This window comes from Duganella sp. GW821-FHT07F09 (assembly GCF_059418705.1).
On sequence record NZ_JBWKQJ010000002.1, the window covers coordinates 264,457 to 281,481 of the forward strand.

The window sequence follows — 17,025 nt, forward strand, 5'->3', positions numbered from 1 at the left end:
TCCTGTCAACGCGCCATGCCTGGCAACACCGAGCGATAAATCTGGATCCCCGCTGGGCCGATCAACACCAGCATCAACGTCGGGAAGATGCAGAAGATCAGCGGAAACAGCAACTTCAGCGCGATCTTCGCCGCCGCCTCCTCGGCCTGCACGCTGCGTTTGCCGCGCAGGTTATCCGAATGCACGCGCAGCGAATCGCCCATGCTGGTGCCGAACCGCTCCGACTGGATCAGCATCGCCACCAGGGTGTCCACATCTTCGACGCCGCTGCGCAGGGCCAGGTTGCGCAACGCCCGCTCCTTGCTGAAGCCGGCCCGCATCTCCATCAGCACCAGTTGCAGCTCCTGCGCCAGCGCCACGCTCTTGATGTGAATCTCGCCGGCCACCTTGGCCAGCGCGCGTTCCAGACTCAGCCCGGCCTCCACGCATACGGTCAGCAGGTCCAGCGCATCGGGAAACGTCTCGAAGATCTCGCGGCAGCGGCCGGCGGCTTTGCGCGACAACACAAAGTTGGGCAGGTAGTAGCCGATGCTGGCCGCCAGCAGCAGCATGAACATGAAGCCCTTCTGCGGCACGGCGCTCAGCATCGTCATCGCCAGCAGCGCGGTCACGCCGGGCAAACCGAGCGCCAGCACCGTCTTGGCGGCGAAGTACAGCGAGGGTGCCGACGGGCTGCGCCAGCCGGCGTTCATGAAGCGGGTGCGCAATGGCGAGCGCTCCCACCCCTCGTCCGGCAACGAAAGGCGCGAAAACGGCTGCGCCACGTGCGCCACCTTCTCGACCCAGCCCCCGGTCACCTCCGGCATGGTGAGCTCCGGCTCGACCACCTCGGTCAGACGCTCGCGCACCTGCACCGGCGAAAAGATTTTCAACGCCAGCATCGCGATGCCAACGACGACGATGAACACTATCGCCAGGAAGAGTATGTGCTGTCCGTCCATGCCGTGCTCCTTTTATATCCGGATGCGTATCAGTTTGCGCATCCAGAAAATGCCGCCCACGGCGACCGCGCCCGAATACCACATCAGCCGAACGCCGATTGGATCGGTCCATAGAACCCGGATGTAGGCCGGATTCGATATCGACATCAACAACAGCACCGCCAGCGGCAGGATGCCCAGGATCCAGGCCGACATACGGCCTTCGGCGGACATCACGCGCACTTGTCCCAGCAACTTCAGGCGGGCGCGTATCAGGCGGCTGATGTTGCCCAGTACCTCGGCCAGGTTGCCGCCGGACTCGCGCTGTATCAGCACCGCGATGACCAGGTAGCGCAGGTCCGTCAGCGGCACGCGTACCGCCAGGTTGTGCAGCGCCTCGTTCATCGGCACGCCGTAGTTGATCTCCTCGTAGGCGAACTTGAACTCGCCGGCGATCGGCTCCGGCATTTCCTCGCCCACCATTTGCATGACGTTGGCGAAGGAATGCCCGGCGCGCAGCGCGCGGCCGAGAAAATCCGCGGCCTCCGGCAATTGCTCCTCCAGTTTGGACAGGCGCTCGCGCCGCGTGCGCATCAACAATATCCATGGCACCGCCATCGCCAGCGCCACCACGCCGCACGCCGCCAGCAACGGCATGTCCAGAATGCGCGCACCCGCCAGGCCGACCACCAGCATCACCAGCGAGCACCCAAGGAACTGCGCCACCGACCACCGGACGCCGGCCTGCAGCAGCAGGTTGTCGAGCGCCCCCAGACGGGCGATGCGGCGCAGTTGCTTTTCCAGCGCCGGCGAGCGGCTATAGGTGCGCCGTTTGAGGATATCGACACGTTCGACGCCGCCTTCGCCCCGCTCGGCCATCAAGCGTAACCGCTTGGCGATGCGCCGCGCGCCGCTGCCGTGGGCGCCCGACCACCACAGCCACGCGCCCTCGACCAGCAGGATCACCGCCGCGAACAGCAGCACCACGAAGGCTGAGAAGATGCCGTCCATGGCGATTACTCGTAGATCCGGTCGGGATCGAAGACGGAATCGGGCACCGGCACGCCGAACATGCGCAGGCGTTCGGCAAAGCGCGGCCGCACACCGGTGGCGGAAAAGGCCCCCTGCACCTTGCCGTTGGCGTCGACGCCCTTTTGCTCGTAGCGGAAGATCTCGTGCATGGCGATCACCTCCCCTTCCATGCCGGTCACCTCCTGCAGGCTGACCAGCTTGCGCGTGCCGTCCGTCAGGCGCGACACCTGCATCACCACCGTCACGGCGGCGCAGATCTGCTGGCGCGTGGCGCGCGAGGTCAGGTTCACGCCGGCCATGCTGACCATGTTCTCCAGCCGCGCCAGGGCGTCGCGCGGCGTGTTCGAGTGGACGGTGGCCAGCGAGCCTTCGTGGCCGGTGTTCATCGCCTGCAGCATGTCGAGCGCCTCGGCGCCGCGCACCTCGCCGAGGATGATGCGGTCGGGCCGCATCCGCAGCGCGTTGCGCACCAGCGAGCGCTGATTGACCTCGCCCTTGCCCTCGATGTTGGGCGGGCGCGTCTCCAGCCGGACCACGTGCGGCTGGCGCATCTGCAGCTCGGCCGCGTCCTCGATGGTGACGATGCGCTCGGACGCCGGAATGAACCCGGACAGCACGTTGAGCATGGTGGTCTTGCCGCTGCCGGTGCCGCCGGAGATCAGGATGTTGATCTTGGCGTGGCCCAGCGCCTTGAGCACCTGCACCATGGGCGGCGTCAGGCTGCGGTTGTCGAGCAGGTTTTCGATCGTCAGCGGGTTGACGGAAAAGCGCCGGATCGACAGGATGGGACCATCGATCGCCAGCGGCGGAATGATGGCGTTCACGCGCGAGCCATCCGGCAGGCGGGCGTCGACCATCGGGCTCGATTCGTCCACCCGCCGGCCCACGCGCGAGACGATCTTCTCGATGATCTTCATCAGGTGGGCGTTGTCGTTGAAAGTGACGCTGGTCAGCTCCAGCCGGCCGGATCGCTCGACGTACACCTTGGCGTGGGTGTTGACCAGGATGTCCGACACGCCGGGATCGGCCAGCAGCGGCTCCAGCGGGCCGAAGCCGAGCATCTCGTGCTGGATGTCTAGCACGAGGTTGTGCCGCTCGTGCTGATTCAGCACGATGCGCTCCTCCTCGATGATGCGCTGGACCAGCAGCGCCAGCTCGTGCTTGAACTGCTCAGGCGTGAGCCGCTGCAGGCGTTCCAGATCGATCCGGTCCATGATCGTCTGGTGCATGCTCTTCTTCAGTTCCTGGTAGGCCGCCGCGGCCAGGCCGGGAGGACCGTTGCCGCCCTGCCGCCCGTCTTCGCCACTGGCCAAACGCTCGCGTAAGCTCATTTTCTGCTCCGGAAATCAATCGTTGTCGGTGCGCCCGAACAGGCGGTCGAACAGGCCCTTGCTTTCGGAAACGCGGCGCGCCGTCACCAACTCCACCAGGTCGGCCAGGCTGCGTGCGACGGCGCTGCTGCGCGACAGCTGCAGCACCGGTATGCCCTGGTTGACCGAGTCCGTGGCCGACATATAGTCGTTGGGCACCGTGTGCATCACTTCCGCGCCCAGCGCCTGCTCCAGGTCCATCAGCCGCAGCTTGCCGCCCTTTTCGTAGCGGTTGACGATCAGGCGGGTGCGGTCGCTCGGATAGCCCAGCGAGCGGAAGATGTCCAACAGGCGGCGGCCGTCGCGGATGTCCGGCAGCGCCAGTTGCAGCACCGGGTAGATGGCGTCCGCCTGATCGAGCGCGCGCAGCGAGATGGCGTCGATCTGGCGGCCGACATCGAGCACGATGTAGTCGTAGTGCTGGCGCGCCACGCGCAGGATGGTGTCCATGTGCTCCGGCTTCATGTCGACCAGATGGTTGGGATCGTCGGCCGCCGCCAGCACGCCGAAGTTCGAGGCCACGTGCACCAGGCAGGAATCGAGGAAGGAGCCGTCCATCCGGCTGATCTGGCCGCAGATGTCGGACAGCGTCATCGCCGGCTTCTGGTCCGACACGTACAAGGTGGCGTCGCCGAACTGGCCGTGCAGGTCGATCAGCAGCACCTTCTTGTCGGCCAGCGCGGCCAGCGCGTAGCCGAAATTGGTCGACAAGAACGTGGCGCCGCTGCCGCCCTTGCAGGAGATGAAGGCCAGCACCTTCCCGTCGCGCATCTGGCTCACACCCGCCGCCACTTCGATGCGGTCCATCGACTCGTGGAAGGCCTTGTGCACCAGCGGCAGCTGCAGCACTTCGCGCATGCCGGCCCGCATCGCGCGGATCAGCAAATCCTGCTGCGGCTCGCGCGTCAGCAGCATGAACGAGGCCGAAGGATAGGTCTTGCCCAGGCGTTCGACCAGGTCGGCCTCGCCGGGTTCGACGTCGCTGGCGTCGAAGATCACCAACTCCGGCGACTCCGGCAACTGGCGTTCGACGGCGTCGCGCAGGCCGTTGCGCGACGCCACCAGTTGCACCGCCGGCATGCGCGCCGAACCCTGTGCGGCGATTTCCGCATGTAGCAGGCTGTCCCTGCTGATCATCAGTGCTTTCATGGTGGGGCCTTATTTAGCGTCGCCGCTGATCATGAACTTCGGCGCCAGCGGAGCGGTGCCGCTGAAGGTGCGCTGATAACGTTCGTAGGCGCCCTGCGCGGCCTTGCCGTCCATGCCGGCCACCGGGTCGGTGTTGCGGCGCGCCTGGGGATCGATGATCTGCCGCGCCATCGCGGTGCGGGTGCTGCCGCCGAACTGCTTGTCCCATTGCGGCGTGGTCTTGCCCAGCGGCGTGTTGACGCAGGCGGCCAATGTGCATACCGCCAGCATGCTGAATAAAATTCGCATAGTGATTCCTAAGAGGTGATTAACGTTTTTCAGTCGTCGGCAACGGAGCGGGCACCGGCGTTGGCTCTGGCGGCGGCAGGCCTTCCATTTTCCCGCCGAGGAAGAGCCGCGCGCGGCTTGGCGCCGTGGCGCCGTCGGTCGGCAGCTTGTAGTCGGCCGGCAGCGGCTTCACCAGGTGCGGGGTGACCACGAACAGCAATTCGGTGCGGTCCTGCTGGAAGTCGGTGCTGCGGAACAGCGCACCGAGCACCGGTATCTCGCCCAGTATCGGCAGGCCATGGATATTGGTGGTGCGGTTGTTCTTGATCAGGCCACCGATGGCGAAGCTCTGGCCGTCGAACAGTTCCACCGTGGTGGATGCGCGCCGCGTCGTGATCAGCGGCAGGACGGCGCCGCCGGAGAAGCCGACCGCTGTGATGCCGATGCCCTCGCGCGATATCTCCGACACTTCCGGCGCCACCCGCAGGTTGATGCGGCCGCCGGCCAGCACCGTCGGTGTGAAGCGCAGGCCGACGCCGAACTCCTTCTCTTCCAGGGTCACCTTGTTGTTGTCCTGCGCTACCGGGACGAAGATCTTGCCGCCGGCTAGAAAGCTGCCTTCCTGGCCGCTGATCGCCATCACCGTCGGTTCGGCCAGGATGCGTACCATGCCCTCCTGCCGGTCCGCTTCGACGCCCACACGGTTTCCGTCCGGGCGGCCCATACCCAGCAACCCTTTCAACGTGCCGCTGAAGAAGTTCGCCGCCAACGTGGTTTGCCAGCCGCCGCCGCCCACGCTCACCAGCAGCCCGGCCTCCAGCTTGTCGAGCAGCGTCTTGGAGACTTCGGCGATCTTCACTTCCAGCATGACCTGCTGCGGCGCGCCGATGTTGAGGAAATTGACGATGCGCGTGCCGCCCGTCGTGGCACCGCCCTTGGCCTCGGTGGATGGTGGCGGCGCGCCTTTTTCTGCCACGGCGACCGGCAAGGGCTGCGCCGGCCGGCGCACGAAGGCGGCCGCCAGGTCCAGCACGCGGGCGGCGGTCTGCGCGTCGTCGACCATGCCGCTGATGACCAGGGTGTCGCCGGCGGCGCTGATGTGGATGTTTTTCTCCTCGGGCATCAGCGCGGCGATCGAGGCCTGCAGCGCCGATGGATCGATGCCGACCACCACTTCGACCACGTTGCACATGCCGCTGCGGCCCTGCACGATCATGTTGCTGGTGCCGATATCGACACCGACCACATACAAGGTATCCGGCGCCACCAGCATCGCCTGCAGCACGGCCGGATTGCCGACGCTGCGCGCCTGCACCGTCTCGGGCATGCGCATCAAGGTCGACTTCCCCAACTGCAGCGTCATGTTGCCCGGCGCGGCGGCCTGGCCGCTGCAGCGCAAGCCCTTGCCTTCGGCCGGGGACTCGGGGGTGGTTTTGACGGCGCTCGCGGTGGCGGGTTTTGCGACGGCTGCGGCCGCGGCTTTCGGCGCCGTCACGGGCGCGGACGCGGGCGCGGTTGCCGGTCCCAGGACGGCCGGCGTCACCGCGTGTAGCGGGAGCGTTGCCGCCGCCAGTATCAGCAGCGTCGAAGTGCGGAGTGGATTTTTCATGGCGTCCTCACAGACATTCCTGCGTGCGCTGCGTGCCGACGATAACGCCGACACAAGCGCGCGCGCGTGGGGCGGCCGCCACCTGCGGGCGGGGCTTGGCCGCCACCGCCGGTTCGGGAGCGGGCGCCGGCTCGGCAGGCTTGGCGACGACGCCGAGCAGCGAGGACTTGGTGGCGCCGTCGGTGACACCCGGACGCGGATCGACCTGATTGCGCAGCACCAGCGACAAGGTGCCGACGCTGCGCGCCAGATCCAGGTTCTCCGCCTGCGAAGGCGTCACTTCCAGCGTGACGGCGTTGACCACGCGGGGCTTGGTCTCGTCGCGCCCCACATCCTGGGCGACGGCCAGCACGAGTATCCGCTCCAGCACGATCTTGGAGATGGCGTTCTCGTTGCCGTGGCCCGACGACTGCGTGTTGACGAGGATGTCGACGAAATTGCCCGGCAACGCGAAGCCGGCGACGCCCACCACGTCGTTGACGCGCACCGTGATGGCCCGCTTGCCTTCGGTGATCAGCGCCGACAGCCCGCCCACCGTGCCGGCCGGAGCCAGCTTCAATTCGCTCAATGGTTCGTCGCGCAGCACGCTGGTTTTCAGCACACGGCCCACCAGTTTGGAAGCGTCGTGCAGCGCGCCGCGCGGCAGGTTGTCGGCCGGCCAGTCGAGCGATTTCATCATCTCCGGCGTCAGCCGCTGACCGAGGCTGACATCGGCGGCGGCCACCACGATGCGGTTGGCCGTCGTCGGCGTCTGCCGCAGCAGCCAGCGCGACGCCATCAGCACCGCCCCCAGTCCGAATATGACGGCCAGCGCCATCATCCACAGTGCGCGCCGGTTTTTCATAGGATGTGTTGGGCCAGTTGGTCGAGGGTGTCGCCGTCGTCGATGGTGGCGGCCTGCTGTCCGCCAGCGGCGAACATGCTGCTCCAGGCCTGGTCGATGGTGGCGACGGTCAGGCGCGGCGACTCGCCGTTGAAGCCGGCGAAATCGACGATGCGGCCGATGATCTCCTGCGGGCCGCTGGCCAGCAACGGCAAGCCGCTGCCCGCGTGCAGTTCGTCGACCAGATAGCGCAGCGACGGCTCGTCGTAGGCCACGCCGGCGCTCAGGCAACGCTGGCGGAACAGCGTGCGATAGTTGGCCGCGCTCAGCGCGCCGACCGCGATCTTGTAGCCGACGCGGCGCAGCGCCGAGGCGTCGAGCAGCGCGCCCGGCGCCTGGCTGGTGGCGAACAGGAGCCGCATCCGGCACGGCGCGCTGAAATGGTAGCCGCCCGCCAGCGACAACTGGCTGCGCTGCAGTTCCTGCGCCTGCGAGAAACGGTTGAACAAATCGTTGGACGACATGCGCTGGCGGCCCAGGTCATCGACGATCAACAGGCCGTTGTTGGCCATCAGCTGGGGCGGCGCGCGGTAGCAGCCGTTGGGCGTGTCGGGCTGCGGGTCGAGCATGTCCTCGCTCAAGTCGCCGTCGAGCGCCACCACGGGCCGCTGGCACAGCACCCAGCGCGGATCGCTGCTGCGCCGCTCGGGCGCCTGGCGCACCTGGCGCGGCAACGGCGCGCGGTGCAACGCCGGATCGTAGACCTGGATGATGTCCTGTCCCACCATCAGCGCGTGCGGCACGGCGACCAGGCCTTGCTGCATGGCGCCGAGGCGGCGTGCCAGGGTCGACTTGCCGCCGCCCGACGGGCCGTAGAGCAGCATGGTGCGGCCCGAGTACATGGCCGCGCCGAGCATCTGCTGCACCGACGGCGGCAAAAAATCGTCGGAGAACTCGGCGGCCAGATCGTCCGCGCACAGCTGCGGCGCCTGGCCGGCCTGGCGGTCGACCATGGCGCGGTAGGCCTCCAGGGTGACGGGCGCCGGGCCGACGTAGCGGCAGCGCTCCATCCACCCGCCGGCGCGCTGCTTGCCGGCAGCCGTCAACTGGTACTGGACGTCGATGTCGGATTCGCCGCGCCACGCCACCTCGGCCACATGCTCGGCCACCAGGAAGTCGAGCGCCTCGCGCAGCACGTTGATCGACAGGTGCAGCTTGGTGGTGAGCACCGGCAAATGGGTCCTGCCGCCGACGTAGATGGCCTTGGCGATCAGCTCGACGATCAGCTGTTGCGGCAGGCCGGTGTCGCGCAGGGTTTTGGGCTGCGGCGGCAACGCGTGGCCCGGCTCCGTCTCCGCAGTGGATGCATAGGGTGAGGGATCGAGGCTGAGCATGGAGGTCTCCGCGGGACTGAATTGTTTCATTGAGGAATTAAGTTTATCGGGCGAGGCCCGGCGGGCATTGATGCGCAGCAAAGTCGGACCAAGCGTGCCGATCAGCGATGCGCCCACGCCACAAAGCCGCCGGTCCCCAGCGCGATGGCCACGCCATAGGGGATGCCGCCGACGCTGCCGATGGCGGCCATCGGCACCGGGGCCAGCGGCAGCCCGAGCAGGCGCCACATCAACGGTTTGCAGATCAGCACGACATTGCGCCAGCTCTCGCGCCAGCGGCCGCTATACAACAGCATCAGCACCGCCATGACGCCGCCGATCAGGTAGGCCAGCACGCCGATGTGCAACGCCGCCTGCGGCCCGACGAAGGCGCCGACCATGGCCATCAGCTTGACGTCGCCGGCGGCCATGCCGCGCAGCAAGTACAACGGGAGGAATAAAAAAAAGCCGGCCAACGTGCCGGCCAGCCATTGCGATACGGGTGCCCAGTTCTGCCCGCCGATCAGATGCAGTATCATCGCCAATAGCAGGCCGCTCAATATGAGGACGTTGGGAATCTTGCGCGTGGCCAGATCGGTCACCGCGGCCTGCGCGACCAGACAGATCAGGATGACTTCGATGGCGTTTAACATGGGGGGACTTTCGGACCGAAAAAAGGCTTTCCAGCCGGGGGCGGCTGGAAAGCCAGGCGGTTTACGTGGTTGCGTCGGTGATCTTCGTACCGATGGCCTCGAACGCATCCTCCAGCACCGGCGTCAGGAAAGCGAACGCGGCGACGACCGCGGCGACCATGGTCGCCGCGATCAGGCCGTACTCGATGGCCGTGATCCCCTGTTCGTCCGACGCAAACGCCTTTGCTGCTGCGATAAGTGAGTTCATGATGTACTCCCTAGTTGAGTCGATTAAGAAAAACCCTCTGATACGGACAGCCGGCCTGCAGACCGCCGTTTCCGCGCCATTGGAATCACTATACGACTAGCAGCTTTATAGGAATTGACTTGACGCAAGTTTTCCACATGGAACTATTTTGGTGCTTTTGATCAAACAAGCGGCGCTCGGCGGGCCGTGGCACTGGCCTAAGTCAACCCGCTGGCTGTTGCCCACTAGTAAGCTAAAAGTGGCCCGGGACTCGGCTCTGATGTAGGAAAATGGTTGTAATAAGCTCCAAGGACATTTTTTTTCGCACACAAGAATTGCCTTGATTGCAAAAAGCTATTATCCTGCTTAGCTGTTCTTTGGAAAGGCCCCGTACTGCTTCTTTACCGTGCGCCTGACTATCAGAGAAATCGTGCTTGATAGGCGTGAACAAAAGCGTGGCTGACCGCAAGGTTGTGTGTTAATTTTCCAGAGAAGAAAATGGATTCCCTACTGAAACACATGGTGGACATGACTGGCCACCGAGATCACATGATGCTCGACATCTCCGTGATTTCGGCGGTGCAGGAGCTTGCCCGCGCCAGTCAGGCCCGCGTGCTGACCCTGGCCACCGTGCGGGGCAAGGTGTTCGTGCGGCCGCGCGCCATCATCGTCGCCGGCGAGCCGGCCTGCATGGTCGATACCACCGACCTGCACAACCCGGGCGAGCCGATCGAGAATTTCCCTGCGCTGGCGCACTGCATCGCCCAGCACGAGTCCGGCGCCGACGTCGCCAACGAGGCCGGCGAGCACACGCTGTGGCTGCCGATCTGGCTGGGCGACAAGGCCGACACCTGCCTGGAGATCGTCAATCCGACGCCGTACACCAGCGACACCATCCATATCATCGGCGGCATCGTCAGCGTCTACCGCAACTTCCAGAACCTGCTCGACTACAGCGAGCGCGACTCGCTCACGGGCCTGCTCAACCGCAAGACCTTCGACGACCAGCTCGCCAAGATGCTGGCCGCCAGCATCGAGCAGGATTCGGTCACCCTGCCGGGCGAGCCGGAGCGCCGGCACCACGGCGAAGAGGAAAAGCAATGGCTGGCGGTGGTCGATGTCGACCATTTCAAGCACGTTAACGACCGTTTCGGCCATTTATACGGCGACGAGGTATTGATCCTGATCGCCAACCTGCTCACCTCGTCGTTCCGCGCGCAAGACCGCGTGTTCCGCTTCGGCGGCGAGGAATTCGTCGTGCTGCTGCGCTCGACGACCCTCGACAACGCCAAAAAGATCATCGAGCGCTTCCGCATGAACGTGGCGTCGCACGATTTCCCGCAAGTGGGCAAGGTGACGGTGAGCGTGGGCTTTGTCAGCATCAGCGCGCTGGAGGCGCCGGTGATCATCCTGGGCCACGCCGACCAGGCGCTGTACTACGCCAAGAGCCACGGCCGCAACCTGGTGTGCCATTACGACGAGCTGCTCAGCGGCGGCCTGCTGCAGACCACCGCCTCCAACGACACGGCCGAATTCTTCTAATGCGCCGCTAAACGCCGCTAGGCCAGCGTCAAAAACCGCATCGGGTCGACATTCCATTTGGCCGCCGACTCGTGGCCGACGATCTTGTCGCCGCCGCCAAATCCCAGTCCCCGCGACAAATCGACCGTCTCCGGCTTGATATACAGATTCTGCTTGGTATTGAAAAAGACGTTGACCTTGGGCGCCAGCAGATTGGTTTCGTGTGGCTCGATCACAACACCGAGCCGGCCCGACTCCAGCATCACCATCGTCCCCACGGGATAAATACCGACACAGCGCATGAACTCCTGCGCGTACTGCGGGTTGAAGTGGAACTTGCTCCACTCATAGATCTTGCGCAGCGCCGCCGCCGCCGACATGCCCTTGTGATAACAACGATCGGCGGTGATGGCGTCATAGACGTCGACGATGGCGGCCATTTGCGCCAGTTCACTGATCTGCTCGTTGGCCTGCTTGCTGGGATAGCCGCTGCCGTCGCGCCGCTCGTGGTGGTGCAAGGTGATGTCGAGCGGGATGGGACCCACCTCTGGTGTTTTCCGCAAGATGTCATAACCGTCGCGCGGATGGCGCTTGATGATGGCGAACTCCTCGTCGGTCAGCGGTCCCGGCTTGTTGAGGATGGAATCGGGCACCAGGGCCTTGCCGGTGTCGTGCAACAAGCCGCCCAGGCCGGCCTGATGGGTCACGTCGGCGGCGATGTTGCGCGAGCGGCAAAACGCCACCAGCAGCGTACAGACGCTAACGGAGTGCAAAAAGGTGTAATCGTCCTTGGTTTTGATGCGCAGCAGCCCCACCAGCGCCCCCGGATTGCGCAGGATGGACTCGGTGATGGCCTGCACCACCGGCTCGACCTGATCGAGTTCGATCGCCTTGCCCAGACGGGCGTCCTGCATCACCGTGCGCACCAGGGTCGAGGCCTGATGGCGGATCTGCACCGCGCGCCGCATCTCATCGCCCAGCGATACGCGAGTGACGACGGGCGTCTTGGCGGCGATTTCAACGATTTCGCGCTCGGTCGCCGCCTGCGCCTCGGCCAGCGACGGCGCATCCTGCACGTCCAGGCCCTTGCCGCTGTCTATGACAACGTCATGGATGCCGGCGTTGAGGATCTTGCGGATTTCATCTTCGCTGGTCAGCAAAAACCGGTTGCGGACAAACGGGTGCGTCATCCAGTCGCAACTCAGGTCATGTATATACATGCCCACTTTTAGTTGGGATGAGTCGACTTTCTTTAACATACATGCACCCGCGAAAAGTCTGGAAGGAGGACGGTTTGATTTGAGTATAACAAATAGTTTCCTGTCAGGATCATATTTGCAAGTGCTAACATGGTGTTTGTCCATGACTATCCCGGGTCAAGCGCCGCGCCCCCACTCTATGGAACTACGCCAACTTCGTTACTTTGTCGCCATCGTCGATCATGGGTCGCTATCGCGGGCGGCGCTGGTGTTGCACGTCGCACAACCGGCGCTGACGCAGCAACTGCGCCAGCTCGAGGAGGAACTGGGCGTGCAACTGCTGCACCGCTCGGCGCAGGGCGTGCTCAGCACCGACGCCGGCAAGATCTTCTACGAACACGCGCAAGCCATCCTCAAGCAGGTGGCCGATGCCCGCTCGGCGGTCACGCAATCGGCGGAGCGGCCCAGCGGCGGCGTCACGCTCGGGCTGCCGCACAGCATCTCGGGCGCGCTGGCGCTGCCGCTGCTGACGGCCGCGCGCACCACCTACCCGGAAATCACGCTGCAATTGACGGAGGAATTGACCGGCAACCTGAGCGAGCAGCTCAAATCGGGCCGCATCAACCTGGCCGTGCTGTTTGATGACGGCCAACTGGCGCAATTTGCCACCACCCCGCTGGTGGAGGAGGAGTTGCGCTTCATCTGCCGCGCCGACGCCGCCTTCGCGCTCGGCCAGCAGACGCTCACCCTGGAGCAGACCCTGGGCACCACCCTGATACTGCCGGGACTGCAGCACGGCGTGCGTCCCCGCATCGAAAGCATGGTGCGCGCGGCCGGGCTTAAGCTATCGAACGTCATCGAAATCAACTCCATCGCCATCCTTAAATCGGCGATCCTGGCCGACATGGGCGCGACCTTGCTGCCTGCCGCGCCGGTGCTCGACGAGCTGCAACGCGGCACCATGCGTTCCCATCCGATCCGGCAGCCGGCGATCTCGCGCACGGTGGTGCTATGCGCCTCGAAGAACATCCCCCTGACCAACGCCGCCAGCGCCATCAGCCGGCTGGTGCAGCAAGTCAGCGTCCAGCTCTGCCAGTCCGGCACCTGGCCAGGCGCCACCCCGCTCCCCTAAATAGTTGCTTTGGGGGGTATCAGTTTTTCTTATGCCCCGATTGGCAAACACTATTTCCGTATACGTCAACTCGCGCCCATACTAGGCACAATTCCGCTCACCATGCGGCCCTGGCCCGATCCTGGCGCGCCTACCCGGCGCGATCAAGTTCAGGTGCGATCTGATACCAAAAACGGAGACCTCCCATGCCCGATACCACGGCACCCGGCCCTGCAACGTCCGCCAGAGACGACAGCGCCCGACTGACCACCGTCAGCCTCGACGACAAATACACAGCGACCCACGGCGACATCTTCCTGTCCGGCATACAGGCGCTGGTGCGCCTGCCGATGATGCAGCGCGTGCGCGACCAGGCGGCCGGCTTGAACACGGCCGGCTTCATTTCCGGCTACCGCGGCTCGCCGCTGGGCGGCCTCGACGAGAACCTGTGGAAGGCCAAGCCGCACCTGGAGGCGCACCACGTGCAGTTCGTGCCGGGCGTGAACGAGGACCTGGCGGCGACCGCCGTCTGGGGTTCGCAGCAGGTCGATTTGATCGGCGAGGCCAAATACGACGGCGTCTTCGCCATGTGGTACGGCAAAGGCCCTGGTGTGGACCGCTGCGGCGACGTCTTCAAACACATGAACCACGCCGGCACCTCGAAGCACGGCGGCGTGCTGCTGGTGGCGGGCGACGACCACGGCGCCTATTCGTCGACGTTGCCGCACCAGTCGGACCATCTGTTTTCGGCGTCGATGATCCCCGTGCTCTATCCCTGTAACGTGCAGGAGTACCTGGACCTCGGCATCCACGGCTGGGCGATGTCGCGTTTTTCCGGCTGCACGGTGGCGTTCAAGGCGCTGGCCGACACGGTCGAATCGTCGGCCTCCGTCGATGCCGATCCGTTCCGCGTCGATGTCAAAATCCCGCTCGATTTCGTCATGCCGGAAGGCGGCCTGAATGCCCGCCTGTCGAGCATTCCGCTGGGCCAGCAGGCGCGCAATCAGGAAGCGCTGATGCAGGACTATAAAATCTACGCGGCGCTGGCGTACGCGCGCGAGAACAAACTCAATCACACCACCATCACCAGCCCGAACGCGAAGCTGGGCATCATCGCCTCCGGCAAATCGTATCTGGACGTGCTCGAGGCGCTGGAGGAACTGGGCATCGACGAGAACATGGCGGCCGACGTCGGCCTGCGCCTGTTCAAGGTGGCGATGCCATGGCCGCTCGAGCCGGACAGCGTGCGCGAATTCGCCCAGGGCCTCGACGAGATCCTGGTGGTCGAGGAAAAGCGCCAGATCGTCGAGTACCAGTTGAAGGAACAGCTGTACAACTGGCGCGACGACGTGCGCCCGCGCGTGATCGGCAAGTTCGACGAAAAAGGCGAGTGGGTGGCCCCGCGCGGCGAATGGCTGCTCACCTCCAAGGCCGACTTCTCGGTGTCGCAGGTGGCGCGCGTGATCGCCTCGCGCGTCAAGCGCCTGATCTCCGACCCGGTCACCTGCGACCATATCAAGGCGCGCCTGGCCTTCCTCGACGCCAAGGACGCGGTGCTGAAGAAGGCCATCAGCACGCCGTTCCGCCCCGCCTTCTACTGCTCCGGGTGCCCGCACAATACGTCCACAAAAGTCCCGGAGGGCAGCCTGGCGCTGGCCGGCATCGGCTGCCACGTGATGGCGACGTCGATCTACCCGGAGTTCAACAAGCTGACCACGCACATGGGCGGCGAAGGCGCGCCATGGATCGGCCAGGCCGCGTTCTCGAAGATCCCGCACGTGTTCCAGAACCTCGGCGACGGCACCTATTTCCACTCCGGTTATCTGGCGATCCGCGCGGCGGTGGCGGCCAAGGTCAACATGACCTACAAGATCCTCTACAACGACGCGGTGGCGATGACGGGCGGCCAGCCGGTCGACGGCATCACGTCGGTGCCGATGATCGCGCAGCAGATGGCCGCCGAGGGGGTGAAACGCATCGCGCTGGTGACCGAGGACCTGGGACGCTACACCGACCGTGGCGCGCTGCCGTCGCTGGTCAGCCTGCACGACCGCAAGGACATGGACGCCGTTCAGCGCGAGCTGCGCGAAGTCGAAGGCGTGTCGGTGCTGATCTACGACCAGACCTGCGCGGCCGAGAAGCGCCGCCGCCGGAAGAAGAACGAATATCCCGATCCGGCCAAACGCATGGTCATCAACGAAGCCGTGTGCGAAGGCTGCGGCGACTGCGGCGTGCAGTCGAACTGCACTTCCATCCTGCCGAAGGAAACGGAGTTCGGCCGCAAGCGCACCATCGATCAATCGTCGTGCAACAAGGACTATTCGTGCGTGAAAGGCTTCTGTCCGAGTTTTGTCACCGTCGAAGGTGGAACGCTGAAGAAAACCAAAACCGGGGTTGGCAAGTCGGACGCCGATGACGGCTTCGGCGCGCTGCCGGAACCCGAACTGCCATCGTGCGAGCAACCCTACAACATCCTGATCAACGGCATCGGCGGCACCGGCGTGATCACCGTCGGCGCCCTGATGGGCATGGCCGCGCACCTGGAAGGCAAAGGCGCATCGGTGCTGGACATGACCGGCATGTCGCAGAAAAACGGTTCGGTCACCTCGCACGTGAAAGTGGCGAAAACCCCGGCGCACCTGCGCGCGCAGCGCATCGCCACCGGCGAGGCGGATGTCATCCTCGGCTGCGACATGCTGACCGCCGGCGCCGCCGACGCGGTATCGAAAATGCGTCCCGGCCGCACTCTGGCCGTGATCAACCTGCACGAACAGCCGCCCGGCACCTTCGCGCAGAACGCCGACTGGCAGTATCCGGTCGCGGAAGTACGCGCGCTGATCGAGGAATCGGTCGGCGGCCCAGGCGCCGCCGATTTCATCGACGCCACCAAGCTGGCCACGGCGCTGATGGGCGACTCCATCGCCGCCAATCTGTTCATGCTCGGTTACGCCTGGCAGCGGGGACGCATTCCGCTGACCGAGGCGTCGCTGCTGCGCGCCATCGAACTCAATGGCGTCGGCATCGCGTCGAACAAAAAGAGCTTCCTGTGGGGCCGCCGCGCGGCCGTGGACCTGAAGCGCGTCGAGCGCGTGGCCACGCCGACGCAGGCGATCGTGGTGCAGATGCCGCAAAGCCTGGAGAACATCGTCGCCAAGCGCGTGCAGTTCCTGACCGAATATCAGAACGCCACCTACGCCGCAGTCTACGAACAACTGGTGTCGCAGGTGCGCGCCAGGGAGACCGCGCTGGGACTGGGGAACAAGCTGTCGACCGCCGTGGCCAAGTACTACTTCAAGCTGATGGCGTACAAGGATGAATACGAGGTCGCGCGCCTGTACACCGACGGACGCTTCGTCGAGCAGCTCAAACAGCAGTTCGAGGGCGACTTCTCGATCAAGTTCAATCTGGCGCCGCCGCTGTTCGCCAAAAAGGACGCCAAGGGCCATCTGGTCAAGGCGGAATTCGGTTCGTGGATGTGGAGCGCCTTCAAGCTGCTGGCCAAGTTCAAAGGTCTACGCGGCGGCGCGTTCGATGTCTTCGGCCGCAGCGACGAGCGCAAGATGGAGCGCGCGCTGATCGTCGAATATCGCGGGATGGTCACCGCTTTGATCGGGCAGCTTACCGTGGAAAACCACGCGCTGGCCGTCGAATTGGCGGGTTTGCCTGAAAAAGTACGCGGTTACGGTCATGTGAAGGAGAAGGCGGTTGCGGTCTTCCACGCCGAGAAGGCACGATTGATGGCGCAATTCAGCCAGCAGCGCGCCGCCTGACC

At 64.9% G+C, this 17,025-nt stretch carries 14 protein-coding genes; 3 read left to right on the top strand and 11 right to left on the bottom strand.

Annotated elements, in window-relative coordinates:
* Nucleotides 1–5: 5 nt before the first annotated feature.
* The 10 genes from AC07P1_RS06235 to AC07P1_RS06280 all read right to left on the bottom strand — a co-directional run bounded on the left by AC07P1_RS06235 (nucleotide 6) and on the right by AC07P1_RS06280 (nucleotide 9,443).
* Nucleotides 6–941: a type II secretion system F family protein gene (locus AC07P1_RS06235; RefSeq protein ID WP_494694972.1), complete on the bottom strand. Its 936-nt coding sequence runs from the start codon at nucleotides 939–941 to the stop codon at nucleotides 6–8.
* 12 nt (nucleotides 942–953) lie between these two features.
* The gene (locus AC07P1_RS06240; RefSeq protein ID WP_494694973.1) at nucleotides 954–1,931 is read right to left on the bottom strand and encodes a type II secretion system F family protein; all 978 of its coding nucleotides are present in this window, start codon (nucleotides 1,929–1,931) and stop codon (nucleotides 954–956) included.
* A 5-nt stretch (nucleotides 1,932–1,936) separates the two neighbouring features.
* On the bottom strand, nucleotides 1,937–3,283 hold the full coding sequence (locus tag AC07P1_RS06245) for a TadA family conjugal transfer-associated ATPase (protein WP_494694974.1): 1,347 nt from the start codon (nucleotides 3,281–3,283) through the stop codon (nucleotides 1,937–1,939).
* A 15-nt stretch (nucleotides 3,284–3,298) separates the two neighbouring features.
* The gene (locus AC07P1_RS06250; RefSeq protein WP_494694975.1) at nucleotides 3,299–4,471 is read right to left on the bottom strand and encodes a CpaE/TadZ family protein; all 1,173 of its coding nucleotides are present in this window, start codon (nucleotides 4,469–4,471) and stop codon (nucleotides 3,299–3,301) included.
* Between the two features lie 9 nt (nucleotides 4,472–4,480).
* Nucleotides 4,481–4,759 carry a hypothetical protein gene (locus AC07P1_RS06255; protein WP_494694976.1) on the bottom strand — a complete coding sequence of 93 codons (279 nt, stop codon included), beginning with the start codon at nucleotides 4,757–4,759 and terminating at the stop codon, nucleotides 4,481–4,483.
* Between the two features lie 19 nt (nucleotides 4,760–4,778).
* Nucleotides 4,779–6,347: a type II and III secretion system protein family protein gene (locus tag AC07P1_RS06260; RefSeq protein WP_494694977.1), complete on the bottom strand. Its 1,569-nt coding sequence runs from the start codon at nucleotides 6,345–6,347 to the stop codon at nucleotides 4,779–4,781.
* A gap of 7 nt (nucleotides 6,348–6,354) precedes the next feature.
* Nucleotides 6,355–7,191 (bottom strand): Flp pilus assembly protein CpaB, encoded by an 837-nt coding sequence (gene cpaB / locus AC07P1_RS06265; RefSeq protein WP_494694978.1) that lies wholly within the window; start codon nucleotides 7,189–7,191, stop codon nucleotides 6,355–6,357.
* Nucleotides 7,188–8,564, bottom strand: a complete 1,377-nt coding sequence (locus AC07P1_RS06270) for a DUF8689 domain-containing protein (RefSeq protein ID WP_494694979.1) — start codon at nucleotides 8,562–8,564, stop codon at nucleotides 7,188–7,190. The genes cpaB and AC07P1_RS06270 overlap by 4 nt, the downstream gene beginning before the upstream one ends.
* Nucleotides 8,565–8,665: 101 nt before the next feature.
* The gene (locus AC07P1_RS06275; protein ID WP_494694980.1) at nucleotides 8,666–9,196 is read right to left on the bottom strand and encodes an A24 family peptidase; all 531 of its coding nucleotides are present in this window, start codon (nucleotides 9,194–9,196) and stop codon (nucleotides 8,666–8,668) included.
* 61 nt (nucleotides 9,197–9,257) lie between these two features.
* Nucleotides 9,258–9,443, bottom strand: a complete 186-nt coding sequence (locus AC07P1_RS06280) for a Flp family type IVb pilin (protein ID WP_494694981.1) — start codon at nucleotides 9,441–9,443, stop codon at nucleotides 9,258–9,260.
* Nucleotides 9,444–9,920: 477 nt separating this feature from the next.
* Here AC07P1_RS06280 and AC07P1_RS06285 point away from each other — a divergent pair, with 477 nt between their 5' ends.
* Nucleotides 9,921–10,964 carry a GGDEF domain-containing protein gene (locus AC07P1_RS06285; RefSeq protein ID WP_494694982.1) on the top strand — a complete coding sequence of 348 codons (1,044 nt, stop codon included), beginning with the start codon at nucleotides 9,921–9,923 and terminating at the stop codon, nucleotides 10,962–10,964.
* Between the two features lie 17 nt (nucleotides 10,965–10,981).
* On the opposite strand, the gene AC07P1_RS06290 is transcribed toward AC07P1_RS06285, so the two are convergent.
* Entirely contained in the window at nucleotides 10,982–12,202 is a 1,221-nt protein-coding gene (locus AC07P1_RS06290) for an HD-GYP domain-containing protein (RefSeq protein ID WP_494694983.1), read from the bottom strand.
* A 139-nt stretch (nucleotides 12,203–12,341) separates the two neighbouring features.
* Between AC07P1_RS06290 and AC07P1_RS06295 the strand changes: the two genes are divergently transcribed.
* Complete coding sequence (locus AC07P1_RS06295; protein WP_494694984.1) at nucleotides 12,342–13,274, top strand: LysR substrate-binding domain-containing protein; 933 nt, start codon at nucleotides 12,342–12,344, stop codon at nucleotides 13,272–13,274.
* A 185-nt stretch (nucleotides 13,275–13,459) separates the two neighbouring features.
* Entirely contained in the window at nucleotides 13,460–17,023 is a 3,564-nt protein-coding gene (locus AC07P1_RS06300; RefSeq protein ID WP_494694985.1) for an indolepyruvate ferredoxin oxidoreductase family protein, read from the top strand.
* The last annotated feature ends 2 nt before the right edge of the window (nucleotides 17,024–17,025 follow it).

Excerpts from the sequence above, each read along its gene's own strand:
- AC07P1_RS06235 (WP_494694972.1), bottom strand. The coding sequence starts at position 941 with ATGGACGGACAGCACATACTCTTCCTGGCGATAGTGTTCATCGTCGTC.
- AC07P1_RS06240 (WP_494694973.1), bottom strand. The coding sequence starts at position 1,931 with ATGGACGGCATCTTCTCAGCCTTCGTGGTGCTGCTGTTCGCGGCGGTG.
- AC07P1_RS06245 (WP_494694974.1), bottom strand. The coding sequence starts at position 3,283 with ATGAGCTTACGCGAGCGTTTGGCCAGTGGCGAAGACGGGCGGCAGGGC.
- AC07P1_RS06250 (WP_494694975.1), bottom strand. The coding sequence starts at position 4,471 with ATGAAAGCACTGATGATCAGCAGGGACAGCCTGCTACATGCGGAAATC.
- AC07P1_RS06255 (WP_494694976.1), bottom strand. The coding sequence starts at position 4,759 with ATGCGAATTTTATTCAGCATGCTGGCGGTATGCACATTGGCCGCCTGC.
- AC07P1_RS06260 (WP_494694977.1), bottom strand. The coding sequence starts at position 6,347 with ATGAAAAATCCACTCCGCACTTCGACGCTGCTGATACTGGCGGCGGCA.
- cpaB (WP_494694978.1), bottom strand. The coding sequence starts at position 7,191 with ATGAAAAACCGGCGCGCACTGTGGATGATGGCGCTGGCCGTCATATTC.
- AC07P1_RS06270 (WP_494694979.1), bottom strand. The coding sequence starts at position 8,564 with ATGCTCAGCCTCGATCCCTCACCCTATGCATCCACTGCGGAGACGGAG.
- AC07P1_RS06275 (WP_494694980.1), bottom strand. The coding sequence starts at position 9,196 with ATGTTAAACGCCATCGAAGTCATCCTGATCTGTCTGGTCGCGCAGGCC.
- AC07P1_RS06280 (WP_494694981.1), bottom strand. The coding sequence starts at position 9,443 with ATGAACTCACTTATCGCAGCAGCAAAGGCGTTTGCGTCGGACGAACAG.
- AC07P1_RS06285 (WP_494694982.1), top strand. The coding sequence starts at position 9,921 with ATGGATTCCCTACTGAAACACATGGTGGACATGACTGGCCACCGAGAT.
- AC07P1_RS06290 (WP_494694983.1), bottom strand. The coding sequence starts at position 12,202 with ATGTTAAAGAAAGTCGACTCATCCCAACTAAAAGTGGGCATGTATATA.
- AC07P1_RS06295 (WP_494694984.1), top strand. The coding sequence starts at position 12,342 with ATGGAACTACGCCAACTTCGTTACTTTGTCGCCATCGTCGATCATGGG.
- AC07P1_RS06300 (WP_494694985.1), top strand. The coding sequence starts at position 13,460 with ATGCCCGATACCACGGCACCCGGCCCTGCAACGTCCGCCAGAGACGAC.